Annotated in this window: 16 protein-coding genes; 4 read left to right on the forward strand and 12 right to left on the reverse strand. The window is 64.0% G+C overall.

The features are described from left to right. Positions 1-413: 413 nt before the first annotated feature. Positions 414-3203 (reverse strand): phosphoenolpyruvate carboxylase, encoded by a 2790-nt coding sequence (ppc, locus tag BKG76_RS11500; protein ID WP_070937753.1) that lies wholly within the window; start codon positions 3201-3203, stop codon positions 414-416. Between the two features lie 227 nt (positions 3204-3430). On the opposite strand from ppc, the gene BKG76_RS11505 reads away from it, so the two are divergent. Both BKG76_RS11505 and BKG76_RS11510 read left to right on the forward strand, forming a co-directional pair. Continuing rightward, positions 3431-3877 (forward strand): MmpS family transport accessory protein, encoded by a 447-nt coding sequence (locus BKG76_RS11505; protein WP_109420697.1) that lies wholly within the window; start codon positions 3431-3433, stop codon positions 3875-3877. Continuing rightward, positions 3874-6780, forward strand: a complete 2907-nt coding sequence (locus tag BKG76_RS11510; RefSeq protein WP_070937754.1) for an MMPL/RND family transporter — start codon at positions 3874-3876, stop codon at positions 6778-6780. The genes BKG76_RS11505 and BKG76_RS11510 overlap by 4 nt, the downstream gene beginning before the upstream one ends. Here the strand turns inward: BKG76_RS11510 and BKG76_RS11515 are convergent. From BKG76_RS11515 to bla, 3 genes are all read right to left on the reverse strand, one after another. Next, positions 6771-7250: a hypothetical protein gene (locus BKG76_RS11515; RefSeq protein WP_070937755.1), complete on the reverse strand. Its 480-nt coding sequence runs from the start codon at positions 7248-7250 to the stop codon at positions 6771-6773. The two genes, BKG76_RS11510 and BKG76_RS11515, sit on opposite strands and share 10 nt — an antisense overlap. Positions 7251-7330: 80 nt before the next feature. Beyond that, entirely contained in the window at positions 7331-8809 is a 1479-nt protein-coding gene (locus BKG76_RS11520) for an APC family permease (protein WP_070937756.1), read from the reverse strand. A 323-nt stretch (positions 8810-9132) separates the two neighbouring features. Continuing rightward, positions 9133-10053 (reverse strand): class A beta-lactamase, encoded by a 921-nt coding sequence (gene bla / locus BKG76_RS11525; protein WP_083338016.1) that lies wholly within the window; start codon positions 10051-10053, stop codon positions 9133-9135. Positions 10054-10276: 223 nt separating this feature from the next. On the opposite strand from bla, the gene BKG76_RS11530 reads away from it, so the two are divergent. Beyond that, positions 10277-11767, forward strand: coding sequence for an alpha/beta fold hydrolase (locus BKG76_RS11530; RefSeq protein ID WP_165611516.1), 1491 nt, complete (start codon positions 10277-10279; stop codon positions 11765-11767). A gap of 10 nt (positions 11768-11777) precedes the next feature. Here the strand turns inward: BKG76_RS11530 and BKG76_RS11535 are convergent, their stop codons facing one another. The 6 genes from BKG76_RS11535 to BKG76_RS11560 form a co-directional block, all read right to left on the reverse strand. Then, complete coding sequence (locus BKG76_RS11535) at positions 11778-12440, reverse strand: response regulator transcription factor (RefSeq protein ID WP_236737566.1); 663 nt, start codon at positions 12438-12440, stop codon at positions 11778-11780. Then, on the reverse strand, positions 12407-13522 hold the full coding sequence (locus BKG76_RS11540) for a sensor histidine kinase (RefSeq protein ID WP_070937759.1): 1116 nt from the start codon (positions 13520-13522) through the stop codon (positions 12407-12409). Before BKG76_RS11540 ends, BKG76_RS11535 begins: the two co-directional genes overlap by 34 nt. Before the next feature lie 4 nt (positions 13523-13526). Then, entirely contained in the window at positions 13527-14030 is a 504-nt protein-coding gene (locus tag BKG76_RS11545) for a hypothetical protein (RefSeq protein ID WP_070937760.1), read from the reverse strand. Between the two features lie 90 nt (positions 14031-14120). Further along, entirely contained in the window at positions 14121-14951 is an 831-nt protein-coding gene (locus BKG76_RS25305; RefSeq protein ID WP_236737567.1) for an MAP_0585 family protein, read from the reverse strand. 78 nt (positions 14952-15029) lie between these two features. After that, a complete protein-coding gene (locus tag BKG76_RS11555) occupies positions 15030-15488 on the reverse strand; it encodes a lipoprotein LpqH (RefSeq protein WP_070937761.1) in 459 nt (152 codons plus the stop codon). A gap of 149 nt (positions 15489-15637) precedes the next feature. Then, on the reverse strand, positions 15638-16642 hold the full coding sequence (locus BKG76_RS11560; RefSeq protein ID WP_070937762.1) for a ketopantoate reductase family protein: 1005 nt from the start codon (positions 16640-16642) through the stop codon (positions 15638-15640). A gap of 130 nt (positions 16643-16772) precedes the next feature. Here BKG76_RS11560 and BKG76_RS11565 point away from each other — a divergent pair, with 130 nt between their 5' ends. Continuing rightward, complete coding sequence (locus BKG76_RS11565; protein ID WP_070937763.1) at positions 16773-18032, forward strand: MFS transporter; 1260 nt, start codon at positions 16773-16775, stop codon at positions 18030-18032. A gap of 20 nt (positions 18033-18052) precedes the next feature. On the opposite strand, the gene BKG76_RS11570 is transcribed toward BKG76_RS11565, so the two are convergent. Next, positions 18053-18337 (reverse strand): hypothetical protein, encoded by a 285-nt coding sequence (locus BKG76_RS11570; RefSeq protein ID WP_236737568.1) that lies wholly within the window; start codon positions 18335-18337, stop codon positions 18053-18055. A 32-nt stretch (positions 18338-18369) separates the two neighbouring features. Then, the gene (locus BKG76_RS11575; protein ID WP_070939151.1) at positions 18370-18990 is read right to left on the reverse strand and encodes an FMN-binding negative transcriptional regulator; all 621 of its coding nucleotides are present in this window, start codon (positions 18988-18990) and stop codon (positions 18370-18372) included. Between the last annotated feature and the right edge of the window lie 217 nt (positions 18991-19207).

The following is a 19207-nucleotide window of genomic DNA, read 5'->3' on the forward strand; positions in this document are numbered from 1 at the left end:
CACCGAGACATCAAAATCGGCAAGCCAGAAACGATCAAGCTCCAGACTGCTCGCATACGACAAATGCGCCCTGTAGTAGCTGACCAGAACTCACCCACGAAACAGCAGCGGGTTTGCAGAAGGCCGCGGCATCACGCGAGCAGGTTGAAGGAGCCGCATGCAGAACTGAACTGGTGTTGCGCGTTCTAACGCTGCTCCAGTCATGCGGTACGAATGTGTTGGTTCTCGACGAGCCGGCGAACTATGTGGACCTGCCCGCCATCTAGCAGCTTGAGCAGGCACTCGAAACCTATGACGGTGCAATGTTATTAGTGACACATGACCGTCACATGTTGCAGAACGTCTGACTGGATCGTTCATGGATGGCCACCTACGGCCACGTGGCGAGAGCTTTAGCGCCACTGCCCAGGCGACTACCCGCTGTTGCGCAACGCGGTGGCCAGCCCACTCATCGTGAGCAGGATGCCGCGCTGCACCAGCTCGTCCTCGTCTCCAGACCGGTACCGGCGCAACAACTCAACCTGTAGGTGGTTCAGCGGCTCCAGATAGGGGAAGCGGTTGAACACGGAACGTGCCAGTGCCGGGTTATCGGCCAGTAGGTCTTCATGCCCGGTGATCAGTTGATGCATGGCGATGGTCTTGTCGTGTTCCGCCACGATCTTGTCGAAAACCCGGTGCCGCAGTGCCTCGTCGTCGACGAGTTCGGCATAGCGGGCGGCCAATCCCATGTCTGACTTGGCCAGTACCTGCGCCATATTGGACAGCACCGTCTGAAAGAACGGCCATTGAAGGTAGAGCTGCTGCAAGACCTCAAGCCGTCCATCGCCTTCGGCGATCCACTGTTCGATCGCCGTTCCCGTCCCGTACCAGCCGGGCAGCATTACGCGCGATTGGCTCCAGGCCAACACCCAGGGGATGGCGCGCAGGTCGGCGATCGAGGTGGTGGGTTTCCGGGATGTGGGCCTGCTCCCGATATTGAGCGCCCCGATCTCGTTCACCGGTGTCGACGCTTTGAAATACTCGACAAAACCGGGTGTTTCGTGCACCAGCTCGCGGTAGGTGCGCTGGGCGCGGGCGGCGAGATCGTCGAGTATTTCGTACGCCGTGTCGGCCGCCTCGCCCAAACCTTCGACATCGAGCAGCGTCGACTCCAGGGTTGCGGCTAGCAGCGTCTCCAGGTTGCGATGGGCCGTGCGTGGCTCGGCGTACTTGGCGGCGATCACCTCGCCCTGTTCGGTGATGCGCAGCGATCCGGATACCGCCCCCGGCGGCTGCGCCAAGATGGCGTCGTAACTCGGGCCGCCGCCGCGGCCCACGGTGCCACCACGTCCGTGGAAGAGCCGCAATCGAATTCCGGTCTTGCGGGCGGACTCCACCAAGTCCAGTTCGGCGCGGTAGAGCGCCCAGTTGGCGGCTAGGTAGCCGCCGTCCTTGTTGGAATCGGAGTACCCCAGCATGACCTCTTGGCTCTCGCCACGGGCGGCCACCAGGGCGCGATACAACGGAAGTTCCAGTGCCGCTTCGAGAATGGCAGAACCGCGCTGCAAGTCGTCGATCGTCTCGAATAACGGCACGATGCCCACCGGACAGTATGGACGCGGCCGTGAAGCGTCCAGCAGGCCCGCTTCTTTGAGGAGAATTGCCGCTTCCAACATGTCCGAAACCGACTGGCACATCGAGATGATGTAGTTGGGCACGGCCGCGGGACCGTAAACCCGTACGGCGCGCGCGGCGGCAGCGACGATATCGAGTTCCTTGCGGGCGAGCTCGGAAAGTTCGGCACCCTCGCCGATCAACGGGCGGCGAGTACTCAGTTCGGTGACGAGCACGTCGATGCGCTCCTGCTCGGGCAGCGATCGATAGTTGGGGTGCACACCGGCCCAGGCGAGTAATTCGGACACCACTTCTTCGTGGACGTCCGAGTTCTGCCGCATGTCCAGACCGCTGAGGTGAAAACCGAAGACCCGCACTGCTTCTCGTAGTCTGTGCAGACGATCATCGGCCAGCACGACGCTGCCGTGGGCGCGCAGCGACGCGTCCACGATGTCCAGGTCACCCAGAAATTCCTCCGGAGTGAGGTACGGAGCCAGACTCAGGTCCAGATCGTGTTCGGGCATCTGGTCCAGGATCTGCGCGGCGGTCGCGGTGAGGCGCGCATGGATGACGCGCACGGCCCGCCGGTAGGGTTCGTCGGCGCGGTCGGCCTCGCCGCCCTGCTCGGCCAGTGCGATCAGGTCGGGGGAGACGGCGACGAGCCGAATAGACAGGGACAGCTCCTGCTCCAGGGCCACCAATTGTTCGAAGTAGTAGGTGACTGCGGTCAACGCGGCGCTGCTCGTCGCCAGATGCACCACCTCGGCGGTGACGTTCGGATTTCCATCGCGGTCGCCCCCGATCCAGGAGCCGGGCCGCAGTATCGGCTCGCTGAGCAGTTGAGTATCCGGCCACCGGCGACGCAATGCCGTCCGGACCTCGGCATTGATCTCAGGGATCACTTCGAAGAACGCCGCCTGGTAGTACCGCAGCCCAACCGCGATCTCGTCTTGAATCTTCAACCGGGACAATCGAATGAGCGCCGTCTGCCATAGCGTCAGAATGTGCCGTTGCAGCTCACTCTCGATATCGCGACCGGTCTCGGTCTGCGAGAGTCCGTGCATGCGAAGCCGCATGAGCTCGGTGACCCGATGTTGCGTCTCGAACACGGTACGCCGGCGGGTCTCCGTCGGGTGCGCGGTGATCACGGGTGATACCAGCGCTCCGGTCAGTGCGTGCGCGACACGGCTCGAATCTATTTGTGCGGCGTCGAGTTTGAGGTACGTGGCAGCCAGGCTGCTGTCCTGGGGCGGCGCGCCCGCCGCAATGTGGATGATGCGACGACGTTCCCGATGGATGTCCTCGGCCACATTGGCCAGCAGCGCGAAATGGGTGAAGGCCCGGATGACGGGGATAGCCTGGTGGATGTCGACACCGTCGAACAGCTCGGCGAGCTCGGCGCGGTCGATCTCCGATCGGCGCACCCGGAATGACTCCACCCGCGCCCGTTCAACGAGCTCGAAGACCGCGTCACCACACTGCTCGCGCACGGTGTCGCCCAGGATCGCCCCGAGCAGCCGGATATCTTCACGCATCGGTTCGGTGGCTTCCCGGCCCACCTGTGTGCGGGTGACGGCGCCTATCGGTGCAAGATCCGTAACCTCAGCCATAGGTCGAGTATCCGTGCCGACGAGGCCCTGCGCACGACGAGCGTCGAGCTTGGTGACCTGGGGCGACCCCACGCAGTGTTCGTCTGGCAGGCGATCGCCGGAGAAACACCCGTGTTTGGTGTTGTGATGTCAAGCTCCTTGTCGTACGGTCTAACGCACTTGATTAGCCAAGCTAGGGAAAATTCCCTTCCGTTCGCGCCTGTCGCCGCTCGTTGAAAGGGTCACGGATGCAGCGGTTTTCGATCGGACGCCAGCTGAGTCAACGGTGGATGCTGGTGGTAGCGGTCGCAGTTTTCGCGGTGGCGGGCTTGGCTGTGTATCGCCTGCACGGCATTTTCGCCTCCCAGGACGTCACGTCGACTCCCAGCGGCCTGGACAACAATGTCGTTCCGTTCAACCCCAAGCACGTGGTCTTGGAGGTTTTCGGCCCGCCGGGCACGGTGGCAACCATCACCTATCTGGACGTGGACGCCCAGCCGCAGCGCGCCGAGGGTGTGACGCTTCCGTGGGTCTACGACAAGACGACCACCACGCCCGCCGTCGCGGTCAACGTCTCCGCCCAGGGCAACAGCGACTCCATCGGCTGCCGGATCACGATTGACGACCAGGTCAAGAACGAGAGAACTGTGAACAACGTCAACGCCTTCACTTTCTGTCTGGACAAGTCCGGATGAGCGCGCCGAGCTGGCATTCGGTTCCGGACCTGATCCGGCGGTTCTCCGCACTGATCGCCCTGTTCTGGCTGGGCACCGCGGTGGTGACGAACGTCTTCGTACCGCAGCTGGAGACGGTCGCCCAGAAACACAACGCCTCGCTGAGCCCGCAGGACGCACCGTCGCTGCAGGCGAGTAAGCGCATCGGCAAGGTGTTCCAGGAATTCGACACCGACAGCGCGGCGATGATCGTCCTGGAAGGGGATCAGCCGCTCGGTGCCGAGGCCCACCACTACTACGACGGCCTGGTCGACAAGCTCACCCAGGACACCAAGCATGTGGAGCACATCCAGAACTTCTGGGGCGACCCGCTGACGGCCGCCGGCTCACAGAGCGCCGACGGCAAGGCGGCGTTGGTGCAGGTCTACCTGGCCGGTAACCAGGGCGAATCACTGGCCAACGAGTCTGTGGACTCCGTGCGCGACATCATCGACAGCACCACGCCACCGCCCGGCGTCAGGGCCTATGTCACCGGTGCGGCACCCCTCATCACCGATCAGTTCGAGGTGGGCAGCCACGGCACCCTCAAGACCACCCTGATCACCATCGGGGTGATCCTGGTGATGCTGCTGTGGATGTACCGCCGAGTCACCACCGCGATTCTGGTGATCTTCACCGTGATGATCGAGCTGACGGCGTCGCGCGGTGTGGTCGCGGTGCTGGCCAACGCCGGCCTCATCAAGCTGTCGACGTACTCGACGAACTTGCTGACGCTGCTGGTCATCGCGGCGGGCACCGACTACGCGATCTTCATCCTCGGCCGCTTCCACGAGGCCCGCTATGCCGGGCAGGATCGCGTGTCCGCGTTCAACACGATGTATCACGGCACGGCGCACATCATCCTGGGGTCGGGTCTGACGATTGCCGGCGCGGTGTTCTGCCTGACGTTCACCCGACTCCCGTATTTCCAGACCCTGGGCATCCCCGCGGGAATCGGCGTACTCGTCGCGGTTGTCGCGGCGTTGACGTTGGCTCCTGCGGTGCTGGCCATCGGCCGCCATTTCGGGCTGTTCGAACCCAGTCGTCCGATACGCACCCGGGGCTGGCGTCGCATCGGCACGGCCATCGTCCGATGGCCCGGACCGGTTCTGGTGGTGACGGTCGCGGTGGCGCTTATCGGGCTGCTCGCCCTGCCGGCATACACGACGAGTTACGACGCCCGCCCGTATATGCCCGCCAGCGCGCCCGCGAACATCGGTTACGCGGCAGCCGAGCGCCACTTCTCGACGGCGCGGCTCAATCCCGAGCTGCTGATGGTGGAGGCCAACCATGATCTGCGTAACTCCACGGACATGATCCTGCTGGAGCGCGTCGCCAAAGCGGTCTTCCACACCGACGGTGTCGCGCAGGTGCAGGCGATCACGCGGCCGCTCGGCACGCCCTTAGAGCACACGTCGATACCGTTCCAGATCAGTGCGGGCAACGCGGGGCAGATCAATAACCTGCCCTTCCAGCAGGCCCGCAGCGCCGATCTGCTCAAACAGGTGGACGTGATCAACAAGTCGATCGAGATTCTGCGCCAGCAGTACGCGCTGCAGCAGCAGTCCAGCGCGCTCACCGACGAGCAGGCCAAGGCGTTTCAACAGACCGTCGCCGTGACCCAGGATCTGCGCGACAAGATCGCCAATTTCGACGACCAGTTCCGCCCGCTGCGCAACTACTTCTATTGGGAGCCGCACTGTTTCGATATCCCGATGTGCGCCGCGGTGCGGTCGATCTTTGACGCGCTTGACGGTATCGACGCGTTGTCGGACCAACTCAGCGACGTCGCCGGCAGTATCGCGAAACTGGATGCGCTGCAGCCGAAACTGCTTGCGCTGATTCCCCCTCAGATCGCCACCCAGCAGACCAATCGCGACCTGACACTCACCAATTACGCCACCAACTCCGGTCTGAACGATCAGTCCAACGCGGCGCTGCAGAACTCCACCGCGCTGGGTCAGGCTTATGACGCGTCGAAGACCGATGACTCGTTCTATCTACCGCCGGAGGCCTTCACCAGCCCCGAGTTCCAGCGCGGACTCAAGCTCTTTCTCTCGCCGGATGGCAAGGCCGCCCGGATGATCATCACCCACGACGGCGATCCGGCTACCCCGGAAGGCATTTCGCATATCGCGGCGATCAGGCATTCGGCGCAGGAAGCCGTCAAGGGCACACCCCTGGCCGGGTCCAAGATCTATATTGCCGGTACCGCCGCCACCTACAAGGACATTCAAGAGGGCGCCAAATACGACCTGATGATCGCCGGAATCGCCGCGCTCAGTCTGATCCTGCTCGTCATGATGTTCATTACCCGCAGCATCGTGGCGGCCCTGGTGATTGTCGGCACTGTCGCGTTGTCTCTGGGGGCCTCGTTCGGGCTTTCGGTGCTGATTTGGCAGGATCTTCTTGGCATTCAGCTGTATTGGATCGTGCTGGCGTTGGCCATCATCTTGTTGTTGGCGGTGGGATCGGATTACAACCTGCTGTTGATCTCACGTTTCAAGGAGGAGATCAATGCCGGCGTGAACACCGGCATCATCCGTGCGATGGCAGGCTCTGGTTCGGTGGTCACGTCAGCGGGGTTGGTGTTCGCCGCGACCATGGCGTCGTTCGTGTTCGCCGATTTGCGGATTCTCGGCCAGATCGGCACCACTATCGCCCTCGGTCTGCTGTTCGACACGCTGATCGTGCGTTCCTTCATGACGCCGTCCATCGCAACGCTGTTGGGGCGCTGGTTCTGGTGGCCGCTACGGGTGCGGCCGCGGCCCGCCAGTCAAATGCTTCAGCCGTACGGATCGCGCCAGGCGGTGCGCCAACTGCTGCTGTGGGAGGACGACGACCCCATCCTCGGGAAGCCGGGGCCTCGCTCGAGTCAGGCCTGACCGACCGGGACCCTCAGATCGGCAGCTTCGGACGGCGTCACCACGATGTCGCGCAGGCGCCCTTTCAGTACCGCGACCCTGCGCAGCTGGGCGACGATGTTCATGGACGTCAGCATGGGAATTCCGCCGATGAACGTTCGGAACGATGGGTTGCCGCCGTGCACATGCAGTTCGTAGAGGCAGCCGACCACGTAGAAGAAACCCATGCAGAACAGGACGCCGGGCATCGCGTAGGCGAGCGGCGAGCGTGCGTCGGACACCATCTCCGTGGCGTAGTCGAACTCGTCCTGCGACATCGGTGCACGCTTACGCAGCTTGGCCAAGACAGCCTTATGGGCGCCCACTTTTTCGCCTAACGCGGCGGGTGTCCGGCGCTCCAACCGGCCGACATACACGAACACGCACGCGGCGAACGTGAACGCCAGCACCGCGGCGAGGATCGTGAGATCACCCCACACACCGAGATCCACTGTGCCGCTCCTTCACTGCCGCCGCATTGGTATTGAGAATCTCAACGAACGCTACCCGATTTTGCGGCGGTTACGGCAGTTCAGCTTGTATGCGCGCTCACCGGTTCCGGTGTCTCCGGCTGGGTCATCGTCGGGGATTGCGCGTTGGCGGCACGCCGGGGCCCCGCCACATACCACGCGGCCGCAGCCAGGAGTACCCCGAGGAACAGCCAGGGCATGATGTCGATCGGCCAGTCGGGGATCGGATAGACGTTGCGGTAGAACACATATGCCAAACAGAGGGTGGCGGTTCCACCGATGAGGACGGCCATCGTGATGCCGGCGTCTGGCGCGAGTCGACGTAACAGAACGGGGATACCCAGGCCCATGAGCATGTAGGCGACCATGTAGCCGAACGTGCCGAGTGTGCCGGTGTAGGAGTAGACGTCGAGTTCGTTTATTCCGCTGGCGGCCAGGCCTATTGCCGTCACCAGAGCGGCCGCACTGAGCAGCACGATGGCCACATGCGGCGTTTTACGCTTGGGATGCGTGGCGGCGATCTTGGCATGCACCAGTTTTGATTCGCCCATCGAACGCAGTACCCGGCTTGCGGCGGTGAGCGATCCGGTGACACAGGCGAAGTTCGACGCTACCGCCCCGAGGTCGATGGCCAGCGCGAGCCAATGCTGCCCGAGCCCATCGGCCAGGGTGTTCAAGGGCGTCGCGTCTTGCGCGAGCTTGTCCGCACCGTCGAAGCCGACGATCTGTGCATACGACGCGTAGAGGTATAGAGCCCCGGCGAGCAGGGCGCTACCGGTCACCGCGCGCGGGATGGTGCGCTGAGGGTCCTTGGCCTCCACCGACAAACAGGCCGCCGACTCGAATCCGACGAACCCCAGGGTCGCCAGCACCATGCCACCGACCACCTGTGTTGCGGTGATGCCCGTCGGCATGAGGGGAGCCATCGAAAAGCCGTGCCGTATCAGCACCATGGTCAAAACCAGCAGGATCGCCCCGATGGACAACACCTCGAGGACGACGCCGGTCCATGCCGAGACGCGCACACCACGGATCATCATGAAGCCCGCGCCGACGACGCACGCGATTTCCAGGACGGCGGTGACACCGATGGCCGTGCCGGGGGCGCCCGCGCTGACGGGTGGTGCCACCGCGATCAGTGGCTTCATGTACTGCGAGAACTGAGCGACACAGCCGACCGCGATAAGAAGGTAGCCGAAAGCCAAGCCCGTCGAGCCAACGAACCCGACCGCCCGGCCGAACGCTGCGGTGATGTGCGACAACAGATCTTCGCCCGGTCGCAGTTTGGCCGCCCGAGACACACACCAGCCCACCAAGAGCAGCACGCCCAGGGAGACGGCGTAGGAGTACAGCGTGCCGGGGCCGGCACTGGCCGCGACGAGCGTGGCACCGGAGACCATGACGGCGCTCGGCGCGATACCCGCGGTCGACTGTGCGACGAGTTCGACCCCACTCATGCTGCCCGCCGCGAGGCCGGGCCCACCGGAGTCGCGGGCGTCCTCGAGCTCTTCGAGTCGCTCAACATTAGGCAATGACGGCACGGGCTCTCGTCCTCTCATTTCGGCGTGTACGGCCACGGGAACTGACTGCGGTCGACGACGACGACAGAGCCCGCCCACTGCATAGACAGCGCGGATCGCGCTGCGTGCCCCGCGTGACGACTACGCCCGCGGTTGACGGCTTACGCGATCGGCCTAACGTGAGCGCCGATCACGCAGCCACCGTAAAAGTCGGGTGTTACCTGCAATGGCGCGAAATGTTACGGATGCGAACGAGTTCAGCCTGATCATCGGCTGATGGCCTTCAGGTGGGCGCCTCGACCGTGCGTCACGGCCATCGCGGCGTGAGGATTCAAACGGCCGGGCTAGGCGCCCAGTGCACTGATTGCCTGCCGGGTGGCTTGGGCAATCGTCAACTTGCCCTTGGTCGACGTCGGGTCGTCCGGAGCGGTCAACACAGCGAGGAGGATCGGAGCCCGATTGGGTGGCCAGATCACGGCAATGTCATTGGACTCTCCTCTGGACCCACTGCCGGTCTTGTCTCCGACTTCCCAGCCGTGAGGCACTCCGGCACGGATGGATTGCTCCCCGGTGGTGTTGGCCTTCATCCAGCCGATCAGCTTGTCGCGCCCCTCCCGGTCCAGTGCATCGCCGAGAACGAGTGTGCGCAGGTTTGACACCAGCTGTTCTGGGGTTGAGGTGTCTTTGTCGCCGTCGGGTATATCCAAGTCCGTTTCTGTGCGATCGGTGTTGGTAGTGCTATCGCCGATACTGCGGACGAATTTCTCAGTTTCCTCGGGGCCACCCAGTTCGGCGATGAGAAGGTTGGCGGCAGTGTTGTCGCTGTGACTGACGGCGGCGGCGCACAGCTCCTCCACGGTCATTCCGTCCGCTATGTGCGCGGGGGTAACGGGTGCCCAGTCGAGTATGTCGGCATTTGTGTAGTGGATTCGCTTCTCGAGTAGTCCGGGCTCGGTTCGTCGTCGTGTCAAGATTGCCGACACGATAAAGACTTTCACCGTCGAGCACATGAGGAAACGCTCCGACTGCCGATTACCAAGGGCGGTGCCGGATCCGGTGTCCAGTGCGTACACGCCCAGCCGGCCGGCAAATTCCTGCTCCAACGCCGCGAAGTGCGGTGAGATCGCGGGCGGGTTGTGGTTTTCGGAAGCTCTTGAACAGCTTGATGTTACGGCGCTCACCGCCATGACACCTAGGGCGGTCAGTCCTCCCGCGAGCACTGTGCGGCGGGGGACAGCGGTACCCGCGTTCTTGGAGTTAGTCATTCATGGACTCCGTTGAGTACGCGCGATTGGGTGTGGTCACGAGGTTCCGGTCCGTAGTGCAATTCACAGTTCTATGGATACCGGTGACAGGCAGGGTTCGCCTCCACCCACGGTTGGATTCTGGGTGTGTCGAGCGAGGCAGGACGGCAGTGGACACAGGTTTCCACCCGGGTTCCACCCCTGTGTGGTGTTGGCCATAGCGCCGATGCGGCAGCTTGGCGGTGTGATTTCGAGATCCCGCGCGACGGGTGCGTTGGCGTTACTGCTCGCCATGGTGATGGGATGCGGACCGGCCGAGCCGTCGGCGAGCACTCCCGCCCTGGTGTGGGGGCCGTGTCCGGCCGCGACGCCGGATGCCTCGGGAAGGACCGCAGCACGTGATCCACGCCAGCAGTGCACGTCCGTGACCGTGCCGGCGGACTATGCGCACCCGGACGACGCGACACTGGTGCTCGCGGTCTCACGGCTGGCCACGGCGACCGCGGGGCACCGGAAGGGGTATCTGCTGGTTCACCCGGGCGGCCCCGGCGCGCCGGGTTTGGACTTTCCCAGTGTCGAGTCGCACATACTGCCGCAAGCGATCCTGGATGAGTACGACTTGATTGGTGTCGACGACCGAGGTGTGGGCAACAGCAGCCCGGTCACGTGCCACTTGGACATGGATCAGCGCCAGGCAGTGCGGGCCGATCCCTGGCCGACCTCCGGGGGTGATTTCACGCCAAGCCGTGATTTCGCGTTGTCGGTGGTCTCGGCGTGCGCGAAGGCGACAGGTCCGGCCCTGCCCTTGATTACGACACGCAACGTCGCGCGCGATCTCGACCGCATCCGAGGCGCGTTGGGCGTCGATACCTGGTCCTACTGGGGGATCTCCTACGGAACCTATCTTGGCCTGGTGTACGCCAGCATGTTTGGCGATCACACCAGCCATGTCGTGCTCGATTCCACCGATCCGCCCAGCGGTGTGGAGGGTGCCGTCCGTATGTGGGGGAAGGCATTCACCGATTCTTTTCCCGCGCTCGCTCGGTGGATCGCGGGACAGGCTTCCCTGGTGCACCGCGGTGTCACGGCGCAGGAAGTCACCGACAACTGGATGAAAACGGTTGCACGCCTTGATGAGAATCCAGTGCACCTCGCGGGCCACCGTGTTCTCGACGGCAACGCGCTGCGTGCGGTCACGAAGGCCTCTTTGGAGAATCAGGCCTACTACCCGATGGTGACCAAGGCCTGGGCCCTGGCCGACGGGGACATGTCGGCGCAGTCACCGGTGGCCCCCGCGGTGCAGTTGCCGACCGTGATACCGGACAACTTCTTGTCGGATCAGTTCGCGGTCATGTGCCAAGACACGAACTGGCCGCGGGATCTCGGCCAGTTTCCGCAGACGATCGCCGCCGAGCGGCAGCGCTACCCGCTTGCCAACGGGATGGGTGCCAATGCGTGGCCCTGCAACTACTGGCCGTCCGCGCCGGCAGCGCCGGTCGTCACCTACCGTGAAGACTGGCCGCAAGATATTCTCTTGTTGCAGAACCAGTTTGATCCTGCTGCGCCATCTGACGGTGCGACGCAGACGCTGCGGTTGCTTGGCGATCACGCATCGATGATCACCGTCGAGGTGACCGGACACGGCGTCGATATGGCCAATCCGTGCGTGGTCCGGTTCGTCAAAGATTTCTTCGAATCGGACCGGCTGCCGCCGTCGGCCACCTGCCAACCATGACCACCGGGCATCAGACCAATCCGGCGCGGTGCGCGTAAGCGATCGCTTGCGCACGATCGCGCACGTGCAACTTGGCGAACAGCGAGTTGATATGGCTCTTGACCGTGCTGACGCCGATGAACAGCCGGGCCGCGATCTCGGTGTTGTTGAGACCTTTGGCCATCAGTGCCAACACTTCCTGCTCGCGGGGACTGAGCGGAGACGCGTCACGGCCCGCCCGCGGGGCTGATGTCAACGCGGCGACCAGCCGGTCACCGACCGGTGCCGCGAACGTCGATTGGCCAGCGGCAACGGCACGGATTGCGGCGGCTATCTCCTGGCGCCCAGCATCTTTGGTCAGGTAGCCGCGGGCGCCGGCACGCAACGCGGCATCGATGGATTCACCGTCTGCGTAGGTGGTGAGTACCAGCACTGCCGTCGCGGGGTACTCGGCGGCAATCCGCGCCGTGGCATCCGCACCGCTGAGATTGGGCATGCGCAAATCCATGAGTACGACGCGAGGCTTGTGGCTGGCGACCAGGGCGAGGGCCTCAGCGCCGTCGCTGGCTTCGCCGACCACGGCGACATCGGGAAGTAGTGACAGGACCGTACTCAGACCCTCTCGGACCGTGGTCTGATCATCGGCGATCACCACGGTGATCAGTTCAGCGGCACAATAATTCGCACTCGCCACCGCTCACCCTCCTTTCCTGCCGTCACCGATCCTCCCACCGCCGCCACCCGCTCGCGGATCCCCAGTAATCCCCACCCGCCTCCGGCAGTTCTCATCCTGCGGCGGGCCGATAACCGGTTCTCGGCATCGAGCTCGACACGGTCCCCGCCCGCGTGCACGTCGAGCCGAACGGGGGAGCCGTGTGCGTGCTGGCGAGCGTTGGACAGCACCTCCTGCGCGGCGCGCGCGACGGCGACCAATATCTGCTCGTCGATGCCTGTCGTGTCGCCCGATAGCGTGAGGTCCAGTTGTCCCGCGGTCAGGCGATGGTGTTCGGCGAGCGCTTCGAGTTCTGCGTGCAGATCGACGCGGTCGGCCCGCTGCGCATCCACAACGCGGCGCGCGTCGGCCAGACCCGAGACCGCAAGTTGGTGTGATGCTTTGACGCGCGCGGCGGCGCTATCGGTTTCTCCCGCCTCGAGAAGCGCATCTGCCGCGTCGAGTTGCAACACCAGTCCGCCCAGCGTGTGGGCCAGAACATCGTGCATGTCACGTGCGATACGACTGCGTTCCGATGCCGCGGCCGCCCGGTCACGCTCCGCCCTGATCAGCCGCGATTGCTCGACCAACACGTGATTCTGCTCGGCGACCACCTGAAACTGTCGACGGCTCCAGCCCATGGAGAAGACCACGAAGAATGCGGCAAGCTGGCCCAGTAGAGCGGCGGGTGAGGGCCGCATGATCGCGGCGGATATGCCGGCACACGCGACCGCCGCCCCGGTGACCCCGAGACCGAACACGAATCGATACCGCAATTGGGCGACTGCCGCGAAAATCGCAACCAACGCGGCAATCATCGCCGCACCTACTTGGACAGAGGCCAGGCCGCCGCCGAGCGCCATCACCAACAAGCCCGCCTGCTCCAGCCGGTCTGCCCCGTTCGGAGCCAAGGCCCAGATCACCCAGCCCAGCACTGAAGCCGCCAACGCAATGTCCAACCACGAGTGAGTCGCGCGCCCGCCTGCTCCGAGATAGAGAACCAGCACGACCCCCAGCCCGGCCAGCCGGAGCAGCCGTCCCAAGGTCACGTGTTTGGACGGCATCCGATCAGTGTGCCGCAGAGCTCGACGGCTCCCCGTCCAACGAAGTCGCTCGACGGACGATCATCAACCGGCGGCCGAACCGGTTGATCGCGATGAGAATGACGGCGGCGCCACCGGAGGCGATGATCTCCGCGCCCAATCGATGCGCGGCTACGCCGCCCACACCTATCCGTGCCCCGATCAGCAGCACCCAAAGCAGCGAACCGACGGCGCCGGTCCGTACCTGCCAGCGCGCCTCGTGGTTCCGGAACTCCGATACCGCACCCATCCACATACCGACCATGAACGCCAACAGCGCTTCACCAAAAAGGAGCGCGACCGCCGTCGGGGTCCAGCCGCCGCTGCGGGAGGCGGTCCCGGTGATCAGGACGATTCCCAGGACGCCGATGAACACCGGTGTCCGCAATGACCGGCGCCGTTCGAGCAATTGCCAGCGTCCCTGTCGGTAAATGACGAACACCAGAACGAGCACGGCCACGAGGCCGTCGACGGAGTACTGCCAGGTCATGCCTCATATCGTGGAGGTGCTCGTCCACCTGGACCACCATGCACGGATGGAAGCGAGGGTGGAGCAGCAGTCCACCCTCGCCGCCCGCGCTCAGTACAGCGGAATCCACACGCCGAAGTACCAGTAACCCCAACCGCCGTACCACGGGTTGAAGGTCGGTACCGCGGAGAATCCGTTGTACTCGAAGTAGCCGAAATCGTCACGAGCACGGGCCACATCACGAGGCGGTCCGGGATGGTCGTAGCGGCGATTCCAGCCGCCGGGAGGTGGCTGCGGTGCGTCCCAACCACCCGCGGGCGGTGGTCCTTCCCAGTTGGGTGGCGGTCCACCGGGAGCCGAACCATCGTTCCAGCCGGGGCCGCGCTGTGGCGGAGGCGGCGGTGCACCGTGGCCCGGTGTGTTGAAACCGCGCGGCAAGTCGGTGGGTCCGCCCACCTGTGCGTTGCCCCGTTCAAACTGGCCGGCGGGGGTAAACGGCGGCGGCTTGGGGTGATTACGCTCGGATGTCGACGGCGCCGCAGTGGTGCTGGGGCTCTCGGACGGCTTGGACTCCCGGCCGTGCTCGTCCCGGCCGGGGGTTGTCTCCGGGGCGGTGGTGGTTGCGGCGGGAGTCTCGGAGGGCTTGGACTCGCGGCCGTGTTGGGAAGGTGCTGTCGTCTGCGGCGCGCTCGTCTGGGGCGCGCTGCTCTCAGGGGCCTTGGACGGTGGGGCGCTGGGTGCGGGAGTCGACTCGTGAGTCTCGGTCTGCGGTGGCGTCGACTGATGGGTCTGCGCGGGCGCTGGAGTCGGTGCGGCGCTTGTGGATTGGCAATTCTGCGACTTGTCTCCTTGGCACGGATTCGCCGAGGCCAACCCGGCGGTCATCAGGGTGGACACGCCGATGCTGGCGACGATCATCGCGGCGCTGGCTTTGTGTTTCACATACATCCGTTCGTTGTGCTTTCTCCCCGACCCGACATGCTGGACAAGAACTGGCTGCGGCTTACCGTGTCGAGACACCTACGGGCACGTCAGATCCAGCTCGAAGGTCTTGGAGACCTGCTGCTGAGAATTGGGATCCACGCCCACGGCGGTGCCAGTGATCTTGTATGACTTGCCACTCAGCGTCACCGAGGCACTGCCCTGGCCCGATACGGCATCGGAGTAGCCCAAGGTGACTCCATTCACCACGCCCAGGCCAAGGGCATGAACGTCCGGAGGGCTGGCGCTGGTAACCACCGCGCCGATTCCGTTACTGGCACTGTTCGGATCGCCGAACCCGATGTTGATGTTGTCGCCCGAGGTTTGGCACGACACCGAGCCGCTGACGTTTTGCTTCTGACCATCCACGATGACCGCGTTCGCCAACGGCGCTGCCGACGTAGCACCACCGGATCCGGATTTACTGTTTGAACAACCAGTCAGCCCGCCGACCACGGCCACAGCCGCGGTGACTCCCACCAACAACGCGCGCTTCACAACTGTTCTCCTCCTGCCCCGACCCTGCTGCCTACCACCGGAACGTTCTGTTCGACGGCGTAACTGAGCGACGATGGAACGTCGCGCATCGTGCGTCGAGCACGCCGAGAAGACCACAAGTTTCTGGCAATGAGCTGCCGAGATAGCTGTCAGTTAGCTGTAGGTTGCACGGCGTCGTATGCGGCACGTAGCTCGGCATCGGTCATGGAGCCCGCCGGCCGTCCATCGCGAACGAACTCATTGGCGATGCGGCGCACGAACTCGTTGACCGGCGCGGAGTGCCCATGTAGCCGTGCCAGTAGTGCGATCTCCCCATTGAGGTAATCCGCTTCTATCCGGCCGGCACCCCGGACCAGGCTCTGCCACGACGAGCTGCCGCCGATACCCGCGCCGCTGACGCGAGCGGTGCTCGACCGTAGCTCGCCGAATCGAAGCTGTTCCTCGTCCGGCGAGGTGAATTCGATCCCGACCGCGGCCAGTATCTCCTCGCCTTCAGCCCGGCTTCGACGCATGATTTCCAGAGCGATGGGCCCGGGCTCTGCGATCGCGTCGATGGCATTCACCAGATTGGTCAGCAGCTTGGCGTACTTCCACCGCATGACGTCCGGGCGTGGCACGGATCTGCACCCCGCCGATTCGATAGCCGCAGAGATCAATTGGGCGTTCTCATCGAGCCCGCCGGGATAGCGGCCGATGTCAAGAACCGCCGGTGTGGGCCACGACCGAAACTCCACGACTCCGGGCTGCAGGTGCACCGCCGGGAACACCGTCGGGACGCCGTACACATTCGTAAATCGGCGCAGTGCCGCCCGCTCATTGGCCACGGCGTTCTGGACGCAGACGATCGGAGTCTCTGGATGGGCAACGGCTGCTAGATCATTCAGAGCCGACTCGGTGTCGTTGCTCTTCATCGTCAGCAGCACGACATCGTCGGCCGACCACGACACCTCATGCGGACCGGAAACTGCCGCAACAGGAACCGTCTCGGTGCCGGCCTGCGTCACCACCTGCAGCCCAGCGGACTGCAGGGCTGCCAGATGCGCCCCGCGGGCGATCAGGACGACCTCATGGCCGGCCTTGGTCAACAGCGCACCCAATCCGCCGCCCACCGCACCGGCGCCGTAGATGACGAACCGGCGATCGGTTACCACCATCAGAACCTCCCGACGTCCCCATCGACTGTACGGAGCGGGCGTCCTGCGTTGCCAGCGGAGCGGGATCGTCCCAGGCCGTGCTCGCGCGCACCGCATACAGTGGTCTAGCGAAGTACTTCGAGAGGACTGTATGGCCACGGAAACGCCTGATACACGCTCAGAGGCGGACATCCGCGTTGCGCAACCACGCGCCTTCCTGCCGGTTTTTCTACTGGCATACTTCGCGTCCGCGGTCGCGCTCCTGGCCGCCGGTGGGGTGAGCATCCCGCTGCGGCTCGCCGAGCTCGACCCGGGGCACAAAACGCAGGCACTGTCGTTGACCATGGCTCTCGGCGGAATTGCGATCATCCTGGTTACGCCTCCGCTGGGGCATCTGAGCGACACGTCGACATCGCGATTCGGGATCCGCCGGCCCTATCTGGTCGGCGGCACGCTGGTGGGGGCGGTGGGCCTGACAACATTGGCCACGGCGCCGACCGTCGGGGGCGTCGTGGCTGGCTGGTGCATCACCCAGATGGGTTTCGCGGCAACGCTTGTGGTGTTCAACGCGCTGCTGGCAGACCAGATTTCTGTCGCCATTCGGGCGCGTGTCGCGGCAGCGTTCGGCATCTCGACCAGCTTGGCGCCCGTGGTCGGGAGTGTCTTCATCAACGTCCTTCCCAACGATCCGCGGTGGTGGTTCGGTCTTCCGGCGGTGCTGGCGCTGGTATTCAACGGCGCGGCCGCCGTTGTGTTGCGCGATACGGTCCGCACGCAGGGTGACCCCCGAAATTGGCAACAAATCCTTTCCAGCTATTGGATAAATCCAAGAAAGCACCAGGATTTCGGGTGGGCGTGGATCTGTCGACTCTTCGTCACCATGTCGGTGCTGCTGGTGACGGTCTACATGTTGTACATCGTGGCGGGCACGCTGGGGTTGTCCGAGCATGAGGCAGCCGCCAAATACGGCGTCATCATCGGCGCATTCTTGATCACCAATATGCTCACCGCAGCGGTCTCTGCCTGGTGGTCGGACCGCACCGGACGGCGCAAGGGCATCGTCTGGACTTCCTGCCTCATCACCGCGGTCGGATTGGTGATTCTGCTGCTGTTCAAGGACTTCCACGCTCTTCTGCTCGGTGCAGCGGTTATCGGTGCAGGGCAGGGCGCCTATGCCGCGGTGGATCTGGCACTGATGACAGAGGTGCTGCCGGAGACGGAGTCGTCGGGGAAGGATCTTGGCGTGGTGGCAATGGCGTATCTGCTGCCGCAGCTGCTGGTACCACTGTTGGCGACGGCGCTACTCGGATTACAGAGCACCCAAGGCGATTTCAGCATTCTCTACATCGCTTCGATGGTGCTGTCAGTCCTCGGCGGTTTGGCCGTGCTGCCGATCAAAGCGGTCCGCTGAACAAGAAGCGTGATGACGGGCTAGACGTGCGTGACGTCCCGTGGATGGCTGGTCGACGCGCGGACGGCGCGGGAAGCCGGGAACCGTCGGTGTAGCCCGTCGACCATCCGGTGGGCCTCGTGCAGGTCGTTACGCATCGCGGCCATCCGGTGGCGCAGATGCCGCCACGACGCCGTGTGTTGGGGGGTATGCCGAAGCCGGTGCTCGACCTTGCCGATCGACTGCGTGAGCGTGTCGATGTGCTCATCAAGAGACGTCAGCAGCACGCGGGCCTGAGCCACGGACGGGTCCTCGATCACCGGCATATAGTCGCACGTTCTGATGCATTCCACGTGCACTAGCTCCCGGAATTCAGGTCCGCTACCCGTTCAGCGACGTACTGGTCGGAGAACGCGTCGGACCGCCGCAATCCCTCGATGACGCCCGCGCGATTGCGTTCGGGCTGATTCTGCGACATCTTCGCCTTGCCTTCGATGAGATCGATGCTCAGTTCGATCCCTACGATGGCGCGGATCTGCGCGTTTGTGAATGCCTCGGGTGCGTCGTCAATTCCCCAGGGCGCATCCCGGCCCTGCTCGTGCCGGTCGGTGAGTTCGGTGACCAGGGTGCGCACCCAATCCGGGTCATCATGGGCGGTGAGCACGCCATGCACGGTGAGGACTTCGTAGTTCCACGTGGGCACCACCTTGCCGGTTTCGGCCTTGGTGGCATAGAAACTGGGCGAGATGTACGCCTGCGGCCCGGCAAAGATCGCGACGGACGGACCGGTTCGCCGCCAGTGCGGGTTGGCCCGCGATACATGTCCTACCAGGGTGTTGGTCGCGGTTCGATAGAGCAGTGGAATCGGTGTCACCAGGTATCCGTCGGCGTCATGGGTGACGAGGTGGGCCAGGTCGACATTGGCAAGGGCGGCAGCCGTCTCCTCGTCCAGCATCGCGAAGTTCTTAGGCACGTACATGATCCACATTGTCCTCGACCGCCACCGGTGACGCGAATGGATTAACTATCCGCCGTGAGCTGGTCAGCGAATTATGGTGATGTGCCTCGTAATCGGTAGTGGGGAGATCAACCATGCCACCCTCTACCTGCTAGCAGGTAGAGCAAATCACCCGTTAGCAGCGATGTTTCACGCCCGTGATTCACGAAGACTTTCACTAACACCGCGAATCCGCGGT

Origin of the sequence: Mycobacteroides franklinii (assembly GCF_001853795.1) — a bacterium.
In the GTDB taxonomy this organism is placed as follows: domain Bacteria; phylum Actinomycetota; class Actinomycetes; order Mycobacteriales; family Mycobacteriaceae; genus Mycobacterium; species Mycobacterium franklinii.

Coding starts and splice junctions, on each gene's coding strand:
- ppc (WP_070937753.1), bottom strand. CDS start 3,203: ATGGCTGAGGTTACGGATCTTGCACCGATAGGCGCCGTCACCCGCACA.
- BKG76_RS11505 (WP_109420697.1), top strand. CDS start 3,431: ATGCAGCGGTTTTCGATCGGACGCCAGCTGAGTCAACGGTGGATGCTG.
- BKG76_RS11510 (WP_070937754.1), top strand. CDS start 3,874: ATGAGCGCGCCGAGCTGGCATTCGGTTCCGGACCTGATCCGGCGGTTC.
- bla (WP_083338016.1), bottom strand. CDS start 10,053: ATGACTAACTCCAAGAACGCGGGTACCGCTGTCCCCCGCCGCACAGTG.
- BKG76_RS11540 (WP_070937759.1), bottom strand. CDS start 13,522: ATGCCGTCCAAACACGTGACCTTGGGACGGCTGCTCCGGCTGGCCGGG.
- BKG76_RS11545 (WP_070937760.1), bottom strand. CDS start 14,030: ATGACCTGGCAGTACTCCGTCGACGGCCTCGTGGCCGTGCTCGTTCTG.
- BKG76_RS11560 (WP_070937762.1), bottom strand. CDS start 16,642: ATGGTGGTAACCGATCGCCGGTTCGTCATCTACGGCGCCGGTGCGGTG.
- BKG76_RS11565 (WP_070937763.1), top strand. CDS start 16,773: ATGGCCACGGAAACGCCTGATACACGCTCAGAGGCGGACATCCGCGTT.
- BKG76_RS11570 (WP_236737568.1), bottom strand. CDS start 18,337: ATGCCGGTGATCGAGGACCCGTCCGTGGCTCAGGCCCGCGTGCTGCTG.
- BKG76_RS11575 (WP_070939151.1), bottom strand. CDS start 18,990: ATGTACGTGCCTAAGAACTTCGCGATGCTGGACGAGGAGACGGCTGCC.